The sequence below is a fragment of the Rhodococcus sp. M8 genome, from assembly GCF_015654185.1.
GTDB classification, from domain to species: Bacteria; Actinomycetota; Actinomycetes; order Mycobacteriales; family Mycobacteriaceae; genus Rhodococcus; species Rhodococcus aetherivorans.
In genome coordinates, this window is the sequence record NZ_CP064065.1 from 5,754,440 (window position 1) to 5,768,637 (window position 14,198).

The window sequence follows — 14,198 nt, forward strand, 5'->3', positions numbered from 1 at the left end:
CTGTCGGAAAAGTCAGGAAGATGGTGGGCATGCCAGCCCACACCGCCACTGCCGCGCGCGCAATCGACCTGAGAAAGACCTACGGAACCGGTGAGACCGCCGTCCACGCCCTCGACGGCGTGAACGCGGAGTTCGCGGCGGGGGAGTTCACCGCCATCATGGGTCCCTCGGGTTCGGGGAAGTCGACGCTGATGCACTGCCTCGCCGGCCTCGACACCGCCACGTCCGGTTCGGTGGTCCTCGGCGACACGGACCTGACCGACCTGTCGGACAAACAGATGACGCAGCTGCGGCGCGACCGCATCGGCTTCGTCTTCCAGGCGTTCAACCTGGTGCCAACGCTCACCGCACTCGAGAACATCACGCTGCCCGTCGACATCGCCGGCCGCAAAGTCGACCGCGAATGGCTGGACACCGTCGTGAACCGCCTGGGACTCGGCGACCGGCTCGACCACCGGCCCGGGGAGTTGTCCGGCGGTCAGCAGCAGCGCGTGGCGTGCGCCCGCGCGCTCGCCGGCCGGCCCGAGATCATCTTCGGCGACGAGCCCACCGGCAACCTCGACTCCCGTTCCTCGGGCGAGGTGATGTCGATCCTGCGGGCCGCGGTCGACGAGTTCGGGCAGACGGTCGTGATCGTCACCCACGATCCGCGTGCGGCCAGCTACGCGGATCGGGTGGTGTTCCTCGCGGACGGGCGCATCGTCGACGAGATGCGCGACCCGACCGCCGACTCGGTGCTCGACCGGATGAAGCAGTTCGACGCCGTCGCCGTTCCCACGGCGAAGTAGGGCGAGCCGATCATGAGCGCGAATCCCATCCGCAGAGTTGCCCTGCGCAATCTCGCCGCCCACAAGGTGCGGCTGCTGCTGACCGTCCTGTCCGTGGTGCTCGGCACCGCGTTCGTCACCGGCTCCTTCGTCTTCACCGACACCCTGCAGCGCACATTCGACAGCATCTTCGCCGACGCCGCCAAGGGCGTCGACGTCCGCGTCAGCAGCGAACAGCAGGGCGCGAGCGGCGTCCCCGACTCCGACGTCGCCGTCGTCTCCGCGGTCCCCGGCGTGCGGACCGTGGTGCCGGCGTTCGGCGGGCCGGTCATCGTCCTCGACTCCGAGGGCGCGGCCATCCAGACCGGCGGCGCCCCCAGCGAGGGCACCGCCTACCTGCCCCCCGACCAGCAGCTCGGCGACCCCAGCGAGTTCGTCGCCGGACAACCGCCCGCCGTCGACGGCGAGATCGCGCTCAACTCGAGCGCCGCCGAGCGTGCCGGACTGTCCGTCGGGGACCCGACGAAGATCCTCGCCGCCTCGGCCGGGATCGTCCCGGTCACGGTCAGCGGCATCTACGACGTCGAGACCGACACCGGCGGCTACGTCGGGGCGATGTTCACCGAGAACCAGGCCCGCACCCTGTTCACCGACGGCACGCACGTGCAGTACATCGACGTCGCCGGCGACGGTGTGCCCGCGGACGAGCTGCGGGACCGCATCGCCGCCGCCGTGCCCGGCCAGAAGGTCCAGACGGGCGCCGAGGTCAGCGAGGAGATCAAGACCGAGATCGAGGAGGCGCTGAGCTTCCTGAACTACTTCCTGCTCGCGTTCGGCGCGATCGCGCTGCTGGTGGGCACCTTCATCATCTACAACACCTTCTCGATGATCGTGGCGCAGCGACTGCGGGAGCTCGCGTTGCTGCGGGCGATCGGGGCGAGCCGCAGCCAGGTGGGCCGGTCGGTGAACCTCGAGGCACTGGTCGTCGGGATCGTGGGCAGTGCCCTCGGCATCGCCGGCGGCGTGGCCTTGGCCTACGGGCTGCGCTCCGCGCTCAACGCGTTCGACGTCGGCCTGCCCTCGGGCCCGCTGCAGCTCGCGCCGCGGACCGTGCTCGTGGCCCTGCTCATCGGCGTCGTCGTCACCGTGGTCAGCGCCTACGCGCCGGCCCGCCGCGCGAGCAAGGTCCCGCCGGTCGCGGCCATGCGGGAGGAGTCCACCGCGACCGTCGAGTCGCTGCGGCTGCGGACCGTCATCGGAGCCGTCGCCGCCGTGGCCGGTGCCGTCACCGTCGTCGTCGGCGCCCAGGGCACCGGCGGTGGCGCGGCCTCCACCGTCGGCGTCGGGGCCTTCGCCCTGATCATCGCGGTCCTGCTCGCGGCGCCCGCGCTGTCGCGGCCCTTCGTCGCGGGGCTCGGCGCGGTGTTCGCCCGCCCGTTCGGGGCCGTGGGCCGGCTCGCCCGCACCAACGCGGTGCGCAACCCCCGCCGTACCGCCGCCACCGCCTTCGCGCTCACGCTGGGCCTGATGCTGGTGTCGGTGATCGGGGTGTTCGGCGCGTCCGCCAAGGAGAGCGTCAACTCGCTCGTCGACACCGGTGTCAAGTCCGACTTCATGCTCACCGGACCGCAGATGATCGGGGTGCCCGTGGGGGCCGCCGCCGCAGCGGCGCGGGCCGAGGGCGTGGAGGAAACCATCGCGATGCACGGCGTCCCGGCGCGCATCGGCGACGAGGACACGTTCGGTGTCGCGCTGTCCGGCCCCCTCGGCGACGTGCTCGAGGTCGACGTCACCGAGGGCCGCGAGGACGTCGCCGGCACCGACCTGCTGGTGTCGCAGACCACCGCGGGCGAGAAGGGCTGGAAGGTCGGCGACGCGGTCACCCTCACCAGCCGCGACGGCGAGGACGTCGGCACGACGGTGAGCGGCATCTTCGCCGACAACCAGTTGCTCGGCTCGTGGGTCGTCTCTGAGGAGGTCTACCAGCAGTTCACCCCGCCTGCGTCGCGCTCGGACTTCGTGGTGTTCGTGAACACCGCGGCCGGCAGCGATCCGGAGACGATCCGCACGGCGCTCGAGGACGCCACCAAGCAGTTCGTCGTGGTCCAGGTGCTCGATCGGGAGCAGTTCAAGGGCCAGCAGGCCGCCCAGATCGACACGCTGCTCGCAGTGCTCTACGGGCTCCTGGCGCTGGCGGTGGTCATCGCGGTCCTGGGCATCGTCAACACCCTCGCCCTGTCGGTGGTGGAGCGACGCCGGGAGATCGGCATGCTCCGCGCGGTCGGCATGCAGCGGGTCCAGGTCCGCCGCACGATCTACATCGAGTCGATGCTCATCGCGGTGTTCGGCGCGGTCGTCGGTCTGGTGCTGGGCCTGGCGTTCGGCTGGGGCTTCGTCCGGACGCTGGCCGACCAGGGCCTCGACAAGATCGCCGTCCCGTGGGGGCAGGTGATCGCCATGCTCGTCGGATCCGGCGTGGTCGGTGTGCTCGCCGCCCTGTGGCCCGGCGTCCGTGCCGCACGCACGCCGCCCCTCGAGGCGATCTCCGACATCTGACGCGACGGGATCCCTCGCCCGTCTCCGTCCGCCCCCGGTGCCCCGCGCGCCGGGGGCGGAACTCGTGCTGCCGCAGTCGCGACCCGGCCGCGGTGACCGGGACCCTCGTCTCCGGACGTGAGTTGTCCACAACCGGCCCGTTCTTCCACAGTTTCACGCCGGCGGCAGTGCACCCCGCCGCGGCAGGCGCGCAGCGGATTACGCTGCCGCGCCGAGGGGGTGGATCGAATGGATCTTCGGCAGTTGCAGCGGTGGGACCCGGATGCGCTGGACGGTCTCGGCGCGATGCTGGACCGGCATGCGGGGGAACTCGAGCGGATCGGCGCGCAGATCACCGCGTCGGGACGGTTCGACGGACAGTGGTCGGGGCTCGCGCACGCGGCCGCCGAGCAGCGGCTCGGTGACGTCACCGGCGGGATCGTGCGACGGTCCGACGCGTATCGGGAGGTGAGCCGCTGCGCGGCGTGGTGCGCGCCGCGGCTGCGGGCACTGCGCGCGGAACTCGACGACGCGACCCGCTGGGCGCGGGACCGGGCGTTGACCGTGCGGGACGACGGAACCGTCGCGGGCGGACCGGGTACCGACCCGGAGCGGCACGAGGCACAGGCCCGCATCCGTGCGGTCCTCGACCGGGCCGAGACGCTGGATCGGCGGGCCGCAGCCGACCTCGGCCGGGTGCCGGACCAAAGCCCTTCGCGTCCGCTCGGTTTCGGGGGCGTGCGCGCTGCGCCCGCGTCCACCCCGGCGGTGCCGGCGCCCGGGACGGCGGCGGCCCAGGTGGCCGCGTGGTGGGCCGGACTCGACCACGGCGAGCGCACGAAGGTCGTCACCCTGGCACCCGAGCTGATCGGCAACCTCGACGGCGTGCCGGCCGCGGTCCGGGACCTGGCCAACCGCGCGCAACTGACGGGGGAACGGCGCCGGCTCGAGGAGGTCGCCGCCCGATTGCAGGCCCAGCTCGACGCCGATCCGCTCGGCGGACTGGCGAGCAACGCCGACGCCGGACTCGCCCAGACCCGCAACAAGATCGCCGCGCTCGACGCCATCGAGACGACGCTGGCCCGCGAGGACAGGCGGCTGCTGGGCCTCGATCTCTCGGGCCGGGAAGCGATGGCCGCGGTGGCGGTCGGGGACGTCGACACCGCCGACCACGTCACCGTGTTCACCCCCGGCGCCGGCTCCACGGTGCAGGGCAACCTCGCCGGGTACGACACCCGGATGGCGGCGCTGCGGGAGGAGACCATGCGCCACCTGCAGGAGGCCGGCCGTGCCGCCGAGTCGGTCGCCGCCGTGACGTGGCTGAACTACCAGGTGCCGCAATGGGGCTGGGGCCTCGCCCGCACCGAGCTGAGCCCGGTGTCGGACCTCGCGGCGGTTCGTGCCGCCCCGCGGCTCGCCGGCTTTCTCGACGGTCTGTACGCCGAGCGGGACCCGCACGTCACCGCCGTCGGTCACTCCTACGGTGCGCTCGCCACCGGCCTGGCGCTGCAGCAGGGTGTCGGGGTGGACGCCGCCGTGTTCCTCGGCGCCCCGGGAATCGGCACCGACGACGTCGCCGAACTCGGTGTGCCGCCGGGCGCGACGTACCTCGTGGAGGCCGACCGCGACCCGGTCGGTGACGTCGGCACGTTCGACGGCGATCCGAGTTTCCTCGACGGCGTGACCCACCTGTCGAGCGACGCCGGGGCGGACGCGTCCGGCCGGCCGCGGCTCGGCTCGACCGGGCACAGCGAGTACCTGAGCGACGGAACGATGAGCCTGTACAACGTCGCCGCGGTCGTCGGCGGCCTCCCGGATCGAGTGGTGCGATGAAGGTTCTGCGCGTCGGTGTGCCGGTGCTGGCCCTGTCGCTCGCGGGGTGCGCGGGCGGGCCGGTCCCCGTCGCCGTGCCCGAGCCGGTGGCGGCGGACCGCGCCGGTGCCGTCGAGTACTACACCCGGGTCCAGCGCGACGCGATGGCCGCCCTGTCGGACGCTTTCCCGGAGATGCAGTTCCGGCAATCGGACCCGGCCACGACGGCCTACTGCAAGATGCCCGACGGATCGGCGGGCACCACGGTATTCCTCCCGATCCACCTCTCCGATCGGCCGGTGCCGCCGGGGCAGCTGGAGCGGGCGGCGCGGGTGTTCGAGGAATCGTTGGCGGGCACCGGTTTCCGCGGTGCCCGGTCGCTGCCGGTCGAGACCGGGCTCCAGATCCGGATGTTCGCCGCGGACGGTTCCTCCATCTCGTTCGGCAGCTATCTCGCCGCGACGGTGGGGCTGACGGTGGGGTGCTACCCGGACCGGCCGTAGTGAACTCCCCGTGCCCGCCGGTGTGCGACGAGGGCAGAAAGGGCCGGAGGCGAGAAGTGGGGGAGGTTCCTCATACGCACGTTAATATCCCTATTGCGCGGATAGAGAGGGAAGTTTAGGGTATTTATGTGAGTGAACGTCTCTATTCGGTGGATGAGGTGGCCGAAAGCCTGAGTCTGCATGTGCGCACCGTCCGCAACTACGTGCGCTCCGGGCGGCTCCCCGCGGTCCGTATCGGCAAGCAGTACCGCATCGCGCAGCAGGACCTCGAGGCCTTCACCGGCCGCCCGATGCCGCCGTCGTCGCGCGAGTCGGCCGGACGCCGGCGGCACACCGACGTGTCGAGCATCGTGGAGATCGACGCGGTCGGCGCCGAGACGGCCCACCGCCTGACCACTCTCGTGACGAGCGCGGCGGGCAACCGCCGTTCGGGCGACGAGCCACTGCGGATCGAGACGGTGTACGACGAGAGGAGGGCGAGGATGAAGATCGTCATCCTCGGCGGGCTGGCCGACACCGCCCGGCTGTTCGACTACATCGACGGGGTGCTCGAGTCATGACCACGATCTACACGTCCGAGGCCGGCGCCCGCGAGGTCCGGCGGCGCTATCGTGATGCCCTGCGGGACTGGCCGATTCCGGCCGAGCATGTGCGGGTACCCACTCGCCAGGGGGAGACCTTCGTGCTCGTCTCCGGTCCGGACGACGCGCCGCCCGTGCTGCTGCTGCACGGCTCGGGAGCGAACGCGACGATGTGGCGTGACGACATCGGCTCCTGGGCGCGGCATTTCCGAACCTACGCCGTCGACCTCGTCGGTGAACCGGGGGAGAGCGCGCCGTCCCGGCCGCCCCTGGCCTCCGACGCGTACGCGCTGTGGCTCGATGACGTGCTCGAAGGTCTGGGGGTCACGAGCGCTGCGATCGTCGGCGTGTCCCTCGGCGGCTGGATGGCGGTGGACTACGCCACCCGGCGCCCGGAACGGGTGACGCGGCTGGTCCTGCTGTGCCCCGGTGGCCTGGGCCGGCAGCGGATGGGCTGGCTGGTCAAGGCGATGTTCCTGCGTCTTTTCGGGCGCCGGGGGGCACTCCGTTCGGCGGCCGTCGTCACCGGCCTGGACACTCCCGAGACGCGTCCGGTCCTCGACGAGGTGGTGCTGACGTTCGCCCATTTCAAGCCGCGTACGGAGCGGTTGCCCGTGTTCTCCGACGACACGCTGCGGCGGCTGACCATGCCCGCGCTCGTGATCGTCGGTGGCCGCGACGTCCTGTTCGACTCCGAGGGCACCGCCGACCGCGTGCACCGGTGCCTCCCGCACGCGACCGTCGAGGTGCTACCCGAGGCCGGGCACGCGATCCTCGGCCGGACGGAATCCGTCCTCGAATTCCTGCGCGACTGACCCGTCGCGCGGCAACCCGCTTCGGTCGAGGCGAATCCGCCAGGAAGAAGCGTCATGTCCCCGAACCTGCCTCACGAGACGGGCCGACCCGCGGACCGCCGCAGGATCGACGGTCGAATCGCGACTACCAGGGAGTTCCGGCTGGGATAGTGGTGGTTGTGAGCGACCATGCCCGGTCCGGACGCGTGGCGGAGTTGACGATTGCGTTGTCGTTGGCGACGGATCTGGGCACGGGGCAACCGATGGAGCACGGGTTGCGTACGTGCTGGCTGTCACTGGCCGCGTCGGAGGCACTCGGGCTGGCCGCGCCGGCGCGGTCCTGCGTGTACTACGTTGCGCTGCTTCGGTTTCTGGGATGCACGTCGGATGCGTCGGAGACCGCGGTACTGGCCGGCGGCGACGACATCGCATTCGACGCGACGATGGCGCCGATGCTGATGGCCGAGCCCGGTGAAGGTGTGCGCTATTTCGTCCGCCATCTGGCGAACGATCTCCCGTCGCACCGCCGCGTGGGGCGGATTGTGCGGGCACTGAGCGACCCGGACATGAATCGGCGCAGCCTGTCGCAACATTGCGAGGCGGGCGCCCGCCTGGCAACCCGCCTCGGGATGGCCGAATCCGTCCGTCGGTCGCTCGCGCATGCGTACGAGCGCTGGGACGGCAAGGGCTATCCGGCCGGCCTGGCGGCCGACGAGGTGCCGGTGGCGGTGCGGATCGTGACGGTCGCCCGAGACGCCGAGCTGTGGGTGCGCCGGGCGGGCTGGGCGGCAGCCACCGACGTGCTGTTGCACCGCAGGGGCCGCGCGTACGACCCGGCCGTGGTCGACGCCGTGGTCGCAGACGGTGAACACTGGCTCGCCGGAATCGGTGACGACCCGTGCGCGGCGGTCCTCGATGCCGAGCCGGCACCGGCCCTGACGATCGAGTCGGGCAACCTCGACGTGGCTCTGACCGCGGTGGCCGATTTCGCCGATCTGAAGTCGCCGTACCTTCGAGGCCACTCCACCGGTGTCTCGCGGCTGGCCGTTGCCGCCGCCGAAGCTGCCGGCCTTGCCACTGCCGACGCGACGACGCTGGGCCGAGCCGGACTGGTCCACGACGTCGGACGTGTCGGTATCCCCAACGGGATCTGGGATCGCCGGGGTCCGCTCAGCGCCGAGCAGTGGGAACGGGTTCGGCTGCACCCCTACCTCGGCGAGCGGGTCCTGCACCGCTGCGCGCTGCTGGCCCCCCTCGCCGACCTGGCGGCACGCCACCACGAGCGAGCCGACGGCTCCGGTTACCACCGCGGGGCCTCGGGAGACCAGCTCGGCCTTGGTGCCCGGCTGCTGGGCGCCGCCGATGCCTACCACGCGATGACCGAGAACCGGCCGCACCGGCCGGCGCTCACCCCGGCCGAGGCGGCGTCGCAGCTGCTCGACGAGGTCGACGCGGGCCGCTTCACCCGGGTCGAGGTCGACGCGGTGCTCGATGCTGCCGGTCAGGTGAGCCGCCCGCCGCGGGTCTCCCGTCCCGCGGGTCTCACCGAGCGCGAGGTGGACGTGCTGGCGCTCATCGCCCGCGGCCGCACCAACAAGGAAGTGGCGAGCGCCCTCGTCATCTCGCCCAAGACGGTGGGACACCACATCGAACACATCTACACCAAGGCCGGGGTCACCACGCGAGCGGGCGCGACGCTGTTCGCGATGGAGCACGGCCTCCTCTCACCCTGACCGGCGTCGGAAATGGGGCGAACGCCCGATGTGCGCCGGCGGCGACCGGTTCACACTCGCCGACAGGGACCGGAGACGAGGGAGGCAGCCATGCCCACGATCGACATCAACGACGCCAGAATCTATTTCGAGCGCACGGGGTCAGGGCGGGGGATCCTGTTCGTGCACGGTATGTGCGGCGACGCCGAGGTCTGGGCAGACCAGGCACGGCGGTTGTCGGACCGCTACACGTGCGTGCGCTACGACCGCCGGGGCCACAGCCGAAGTTCCCGCGGCGACGCCACGATCAGCGACTCCCTGCACGCGGACGACGCCGCCGCCCTGATCGAAGCCCTGGAACTTGCCCCTTGCCTGCTGGTGGGATCGAGCAGCGGCGCCGCCGTCGCCGTCGAGGTCGCGTTGCGCCACGGTCACCTGCTCCGCGGCGCGGTGTTCAGCGAGCCGCCGCTGTTCAGCCTCGATCCGGTTGCCGGCCGGGTCGTCCTCCGCGACGTGGTGCCCCGCGTCGAGCAGGCCACCGCCGCCGGCGGACCGGCCGCCGGGGTCGACGCGTTCTTCTCCGTCGTCTGCCCGGGGCTGTGGTCGATGATCGACGACGAGCGAAGGAACCGCTATCGAGCCAACGCCGACATCGGCTTCACCGACCTGCGGTCCCCGTCGCTCGAGGTCACGGCCGGGGACCTGGCCGCCGTGACAGTGCCCGCGCTCGTCGTCGCCGGAAGCGAAAGCCACCCGTCGCTGCGGTCGATCGCCCGTCAACTGGCCGCGGCCCTCCCCGACGCTCGCTTCGTCGAGCTGGAGGGCAGCGGCCACGTCACCTACGCCGAGCGGCCCGACGAATTCGCCGACGCCGCGTCGTCGTTCGCCACCGAGCTCGACCGGCGCACGGCAGCCGCACAGGGCGGCAGGTGAGACGGTCATGAGTCACATGAGGGCTGCCGAGGGCAGAGCAACCCGATTCGACGTTCGATCCACCGATGGGACACCGCTGGCCGTGTGGGTCGACGGCGACGGGCCGCCGCTCGTCATGGTGCACGGGTCCCTCCGCGACCACACCACGTTCGGCCCCTTGGTGGACGAGCTGCACGCCGACGTCACCACGTTCGCGATGGACCGCCGAGGCTTCGGTGCGAGCGGCGACACACCGGGCTACGCCATCGAGCGTGATTTCGAGGACGTGGCCGCGGTCGTGGATGCCGTCGTGGCCCGCACCGGCGGGACTGTCGCGGTGTGGGGTCACTCCTACGGGGCCAACTGCGCGATGGGCGGAGCTGCCCTCGCGCGCAACGTCGATCACCTCGTGCTCTACGAGCCGAGCCTGGGGATGGTCTATCCCGCGGGTTTGATCGATGCGATCGAGGAGGCGGTGGCTGCCGGCGACATGGAAACAGCGATCCGTGCAATCCTCGTCGAGATCCTGGAGTTGACCGAAGAGGAATGCGACACAATGCGATCGGGTCCGCAATGGTCGGCCCTCCTCGCCGCTGCGCCCACCGTGTCCAGGGAGTGCAGAGCCGAGGAGGGCTGGGTGTATCGGCCCGGCCGGTTCGACGGGATCGCGGCCCCGACGCTCCTGCTGGCGGGCACCGAGAGCCCTTCTCGGCTGAACGAGGCAACTCACCGCGCAGCGGGTGCAATTCCCGACGCCCGGATCCAGATGCTCGAAGGGCATGCCCACATGGCCCTCAAGACCGATCCCGCCATGGTCGCCACCGTCATCGGCCGGTTCATCCGGTCGTAGAAGCGGCCGTCCCCGCCTCAACGCCATCTCCTACCGGCGGTATCCCCGAAGACCGCGGGACATCACATGAACTAGGTGCATGTATTTGTATGCACAATATGAGTTGGATTTATGTGAGTGGAGTCACTTCAATGGGTGCATGACCAGCAGCACTCCCGCGAGTTCCGACATCGACCTCTTCGCCGACGAGGTCCTGACTGACCCCTATCCGACGTACGCCGAACTCCGCGATCTCGGCGCGGTGGTGCATCTGCCCGCCAACGACGTCTATGCCCTCACCCGGTACGACGTCATCCGCGACGCCCTGGCCGACCCCGGCACCTTCTCGTCCCGGACGATCGGCTTCAACCCGATGGTCAACGAGGCGCTCCGAGGCACGTCCCTGGCCTCCGACCCGCCGATCCACACCGAACTGCGCGCGGCGCTCACCGAGAACCTCACCCCGCGGGCGCTGCGGGGACTCAAGGGCCAGATCGAGGCCAAGGCCGATGCGCTGGTCGCGGACCTGGTGGCCGAGGGATCGTTCGAGGCCATCGATGCGCTGGCCCGCGCCTTTCCGCTCGAGGTCGTCGCCGACCTGATCGGCTTCACCGGCGCGGCGCGCGACAACATGCTGCGCTGGGGACAGGCCGCGATCGAGGTCATCGGCCCGATGAACCAGCGGACGGCCGAGAACTTCCCGATCGCGGGTGAACTCTACGAATGGTGCGCCGGGGTCCGGGCCGAGGATCTGGCACCGGGGTCGGTGGGTCGCGGGATCTTCGATGCCGAGGCCCGGGGCGTCATTCCCCCCGGCACCGCCGGCCACATCATCCACCAGTACCTCGGTGCGGGGGTGGACACCACGATCACCGCGCTCGGCAACATCGTCGCGCTCTTCTCGGCCTTCCCCGACCAGTTCGACCTGGTCCGCCGGAATCCCGCCCTGGTGCCGGCGGCCTTCAACGAGGCTCTCCGCTTCTGGGCTCCGATCCATGCCTGGGGCCGCTCGGTCACCGAGGACGTGGAGATCGACGGCACCCTGGTGCCGGCCGGATCCCAGGTGGCGATCCTCTTCGGTGCGGGCAACCGCGACCCGAGGCACTACGAGAACCCGGACGCCTTCCTGGTCGAACGGAACCCGGTCGACCATCTGTCCTTCGGTTACGGTCCGCACGGCTGCGCCGGTCAGGGTCTGGCCCGTCTCGAAGCTCACGCCGTCATCGCGGCACTGGCGAATCACGCGCAGCGGCTCGTGGCCGCCGAGCCGGTTCGCGTGCCCAGCAACATCACCCGTTCCATCGACGAACTCGAGATCCTGAAGGTGGTCCCCGCATGAAGATCGTGCTCGACAGGCCCCGTTGTGAAGGCCACGGACTGTGCGAAGAGGTCGCTCCCGCACTGATGCACCTCGACGACGAGGGCGAACTGATCATCGACGTCGGCGAGCTCCCCGAGGGCAGCACCGAACTCGCCGCCGCAGGTGCCGCCGTCCGGGTCTGCCCCGTGGCCGCCCTCAAACTGGCCTGACACCGACAGCCGCAGGAACGGAACCCACATGAACGGCACCGACATGAACGGCACCGAAGCTCCCCGACGAATCGTGGTCGTCGGCAACGGGATTGCCGGCCAGACGGCCTGTGACAGCCTGCGCGCCGCGGGTTTCGACGGCGACCTGACCATCGTCGGGGACGAACCGCGGGCGGCCTATTCGCGGCCCGCGCTCTCGAAGGCGCTCCTGGTCGACGGTGGTTCCCACGAACTGGCCCCGCCCACGCACGAGGCCACCGAGGTGCTCGGGGTCGCAGCGGTCGGCCTCGACGTCGAGTCCCGCCGCGTGAGTCTCGCCGACGGATCGGAGCTGAGCTTCGACGGACTGGTGATCGCGACGGGTTCCCGGGCCCGGCGCCTCGGTGGTCCCGACAGCCCGGAGCTGACCTTGCGCACCCTCGACGATGCCCTCGCGTTGCGGGAGCGGCTGGCGGCGCGGCCGTCTGTCGTAGTCGTCGGCGCCGGCCCACTGGGCATGGAGATCGCGTCCGCGGCGCTGTCGGCGGGATGCGAGGTCACGCTGGTGGCCGACGGTAGGCCGATGCTCCCGCATCTGGGGCCGTGCCTGTCCGAAGCGTTCACCGCGGCTGCGGTCGCCCAGGGGCTGAAACTGGTCGACGGTACCGCCGCAGGAATCGACGGCGCGCGTGCCGTGGTCCTGAGCGACGGCTCACGGGTCGAGGCCGACCTGATCGTCACCGCGATCGGCGACATTCCCAACACGGAGTGGCTGGCCACCAGCAGACTGATGGTCGACGGCCGCCTCGAGGCGGACTCGCGCGGGCGAGTCGCGCCCGGCATCGTCGCGGCCGGGGACGTCGCGGCGATCCCGACGCGTGGAGGTGTGCGCCGGATTCCGCTGTGGAGCAGCGCGATCGAGCAGGCCAAGGTCGCGGCCGTCGCGCTCCTGGCCGGCGACGCCGCGCCCGAACTCGACCTCGATCCGTACTTCTGGACCGAGCAGTTCGGGTTGAACCTCAAGGCGACCGGCCACCTGCCGGCGGCCGGGGAACCCGAGTTCCTCATCGGTGACAGCCCGCACGGACCGTCGGTGATGCGCTGGACGCACGACGACGGACGCGGCGTCGCGGTGGCCGTCAATCACCGGATCCCGATCCCGAAGCTGCGCCGCATGGCCTCGGCCGACGCGTGACGCCGCAGTTTCGACTGTCGCCGCGGGGTCGGCCGACGGATACGTAGAGTTCGTGTGGATGAACCAACCGCTCGACCACCCGAGCGATCCGGACCTGGGACGGCTCGCCTCGGTCAACCTCAACCTGCTGGTGCCGCTGCTGGCACTGCTCGAGGAGGGGTCCGTCACCCGCGCCGCGGCCCGGGTGGGCATGACCCAGCCCGCGATGAGCCATGCCCTGGGCCGGATGCGCCGGCTGATCGGCGACGACCTGGTGATGCGGCAGGGGAGCGGCCTGGTGCTCACCCCGCGCGCCCTGGAACTGATCGCTCCGCTGCGTGACGTGCTGCGGCAGACCGCGCGGGTGGTGGACTTCCCGGGCTTCGATCCCGCTCGCGACAGCCGCACCATCACGGTGGCGATGACCACCAGCACCGCCTTCGTGGTCGGGCCGAATCTGGCGCGACTGATCGCCGAGCGGGCACCGAATGCGACCCTCCGGATGCGCAACTTCGTCGAGCCGCATCCGAGCGACTTCACCGACGACGGGGTGGACGTCGTACTCGTGTCCGAGGCGTTCTCCTCGCCGTACCCGCGCCACCGGCTCTACGAGAACCGCTGGGTGGTGATCGCCCACCCGGACAGCGATCCCGAGGCGTCTGCGCTGGACCTGCTCACCTCGCTGCCCCACGTCACCTACGACTCCCGGCACCGGGTGGCACCGTACGCCGCGATGGACGCGCACGGCGTCCATTACCGGATCGGGCAATTGATCTCGGACCACCTGCTCATCCCGCATCTGGTGGCAACGGCAGGTGGGGTGGCGGTACACACCTTCCGGGTCGCTGTCGCGATGCGGGAACGGGTGAACCTCCGCATCGAGGAGTTCCCGCTGCCGGTCTCTCCGTTGGGTGTCGACATGGTGTGGAACCCGCGCCTGGCAGATCAGGAGTTCATCGGCTGGTTGCGGGGGATCCTGGTCGACGCGTCCGCCTTCGAGCCGGCGGCACCGACGTCCCGGGCAGCCCGTGACGGGTGATCGTCGGGGACGGACTTCCTCGTGCCGATGC

At 71.0% G+C, this 14,198-nt stretch carries 13 protein-coding genes; all 13 read left to right on the forward strand.

Translation table 11 applies throughout. From position 1 onward, the window contains the following. Positions 1-29 precede the first annotated feature (29 nt). The 13 genes from ISO16_RS26295 to ISO16_RS26355 all read left to right on the forward strand — a co-directional run bounded on the left by ISO16_RS26295 (position 30) and on the right by ISO16_RS26355 (position 14,167). Complete coding sequence (locus ISO16_RS26295; protein ID WP_050036311.1) at positions 30-788, forward strand: ABC transporter ATP-binding protein; 759 nt, start codon at positions 30-32, stop codon at positions 786-788. A 12-nt stretch (positions 789-800) separates the two neighbouring features. After that, a complete protein-coding gene (locus ISO16_RS26300) occupies positions 801-3,323 on the forward strand; it encodes an ABC transporter permease (RefSeq protein WP_072634767.1) in 2,523 nt (840 codons plus the stop codon). Positions 3,324-3,551: 228 nt separating this feature from the next. After that, a complete protein-coding gene (locus ISO16_RS26305; protein WP_072634768.1) occupies positions 3,552-5,135 on the forward strand; it encodes an alpha/beta hydrolase in 1,584 nt (527 codons plus the stop codon). After that, positions 5,132-5,617 carry an LppA family lipoprotein gene (locus ISO16_RS26310; protein WP_170914060.1) on the forward strand — a complete coding sequence of 162 codons (486 nt, stop codon included), beginning with the start codon at positions 5,132-5,134 and terminating at the stop codon, positions 5,615-5,617. The genes ISO16_RS26305 and ISO16_RS26310 overlap by 4 nt, the downstream gene beginning before the upstream one ends. A 128-nt stretch (positions 5,618-5,745) precedes the next feature. Beyond that, positions 5,746-6,177, forward strand: coding sequence for a helix-turn-helix domain-containing protein (locus ISO16_RS26315; protein ID WP_072634769.1), 432 nt, complete (start codon positions 5,746-5,748; stop codon positions 6,175-6,177). Then, the gene (locus tag ISO16_RS26320; protein WP_072634770.1) at positions 6,174-7,013 is read left to right on the forward strand and encodes an alpha/beta fold hydrolase; all 840 of its coding nucleotides are present in this window, start codon (positions 6,174-6,176) and stop codon (positions 7,011-7,013) included. The genes ISO16_RS26315 and ISO16_RS26320 overlap by 4 nt, the downstream gene beginning before the upstream one ends. Before the next feature lie 158 nt (positions 7,014-7,171). After that, entirely contained in the window at positions 7,172-8,725 is a 1,554-nt protein-coding gene (locus ISO16_RS29025; protein WP_072634881.1) for an HD domain-containing phosphohydrolase, read from the forward strand. 90 nt (positions 8,726-8,815) lie between these two features. Continuing rightward, the gene (locus ISO16_RS26330) at positions 8,816-9,637 is read left to right on the forward strand and encodes an alpha/beta fold hydrolase (RefSeq protein WP_072634771.1); all 822 of its coding nucleotides are present in this window, start codon (positions 8,816-8,818) and stop codon (positions 9,635-9,637) included. 7 nt (positions 9,638-9,644) lie between these two features. Next, on the forward strand, positions 9,645-10,466 hold the full coding sequence (locus ISO16_RS26335) for an alpha/beta fold hydrolase (RefSeq protein ID WP_230304437.1): 822 nt from the start codon (positions 9,645-9,647) through the stop codon (positions 10,464-10,466). A gap of 139 nt (positions 10,467-10,605) precedes the next feature. Further along, positions 10,606-11,784 carry a cytochrome P450 gene (locus tag ISO16_RS26340; RefSeq protein WP_072634773.1) on the forward strand — a complete coding sequence of 393 codons (1,179 nt, stop codon included), beginning with the start codon at positions 10,606-10,608 and terminating at the stop codon, positions 11,782-11,784. Then, entirely contained in the window at positions 11,781-11,975 is a 195-nt protein-coding gene (locus tag ISO16_RS26345) for a ferredoxin (RefSeq protein WP_050034893.1), read from the forward strand. Before ISO16_RS26340 ends, ISO16_RS26345 begins: the two co-directional genes overlap by 4 nt. Before the next feature lie 28 nt (positions 11,976-12,003). Continuing rightward, complete coding sequence (locus ISO16_RS26350; RefSeq protein ID WP_083662459.1) at positions 12,004-13,149, forward strand: NAD(P)/FAD-dependent oxidoreductase; 1,146 nt, start codon at positions 12,004-12,006, stop codon at positions 13,147-13,149. A 58-nt stretch (positions 13,150-13,207) separates the two neighbouring features. After that, the gene (locus tag ISO16_RS26355; protein ID WP_044476072.1) at positions 13,208-14,167 is read left to right on the forward strand and encodes a LysR family transcriptional regulator; all 960 of its coding nucleotides are present in this window, start codon (positions 13,208-13,210) and stop codon (positions 14,165-14,167) included. Positions 14,168-14,198 lie beyond the last annotated feature (31 nt).

Bases quoted from the DNA above. Each gene is read 5' to 3' on its own strand.
- ISO16_RS26340 (WP_072634773.1), top strand. From the start codon at position 10,606: ATGACCAGCAGCACTCCCGCGAGTTCCGACATCGACCTCTTCGCCGAC.
- ISO16_RS26345 (WP_050034893.1), top strand. From the start codon at position 11,781: ATGAAGATCGTGCTCGACAGGCCCCGTTGTGAAGGCCACGGACTGTGC.
- ISO16_RS26305 (WP_072634768.1), top strand. From the start codon at position 3,552: ATGGATCTTCGGCAGTTGCAGCGGTGGGACCCGGATGCGCTGGACGGT.
- ISO16_RS26300 (WP_072634767.1), top strand. From the start codon at position 801: ATGAGCGCGAATCCCATCCGCAGAGTTGCCCTGCGCAATCTCGCCGCC.
- ISO16_RS26355 (WP_044476072.1), top strand. From the start codon at position 13,208: ATGAACCAACCGCTCGACCACCCGAGCGATCCGGACCTGGGACGGCTC.
- ISO16_RS26320 (WP_072634770.1), top strand. From the start codon at position 6,174: ATGACCACGATCTACACGTCCGAGGCCGGCGCCCGCGAGGTCCGGCGG.
- ISO16_RS26310 (WP_170914060.1), top strand. From the start codon at position 5,132: ATGAAGGTTCTGCGCGTCGGTGTGCCGGTGCTGGCCCTGTCGCTCGCG.
- ISO16_RS26330 (WP_072634771.1), top strand. From the start codon at position 8,816: ATGCCCACGATCGACATCAACGACGCCAGAATCTATTTCGAGCGCACG.
- ISO16_RS26295 (WP_050036311.1), top strand. From the start codon at position 30: ATGCCAGCCCACACCGCCACTGCCGCGCGCGCAATCGACCTGAGAAAG.
- ISO16_RS26350 (WP_083662459.1), top strand. From the start codon at position 12,004: ATGAACGGCACCGACATGAACGGCACCGAAGCTCCCCGACGAATCGTG.
- ISO16_RS26335 (WP_230304437.1), top strand. From the start codon at position 9,645: ATGAGTCACATGAGGGCTGCCGAGGGCAGAGCAACCCGATTCGACGTT.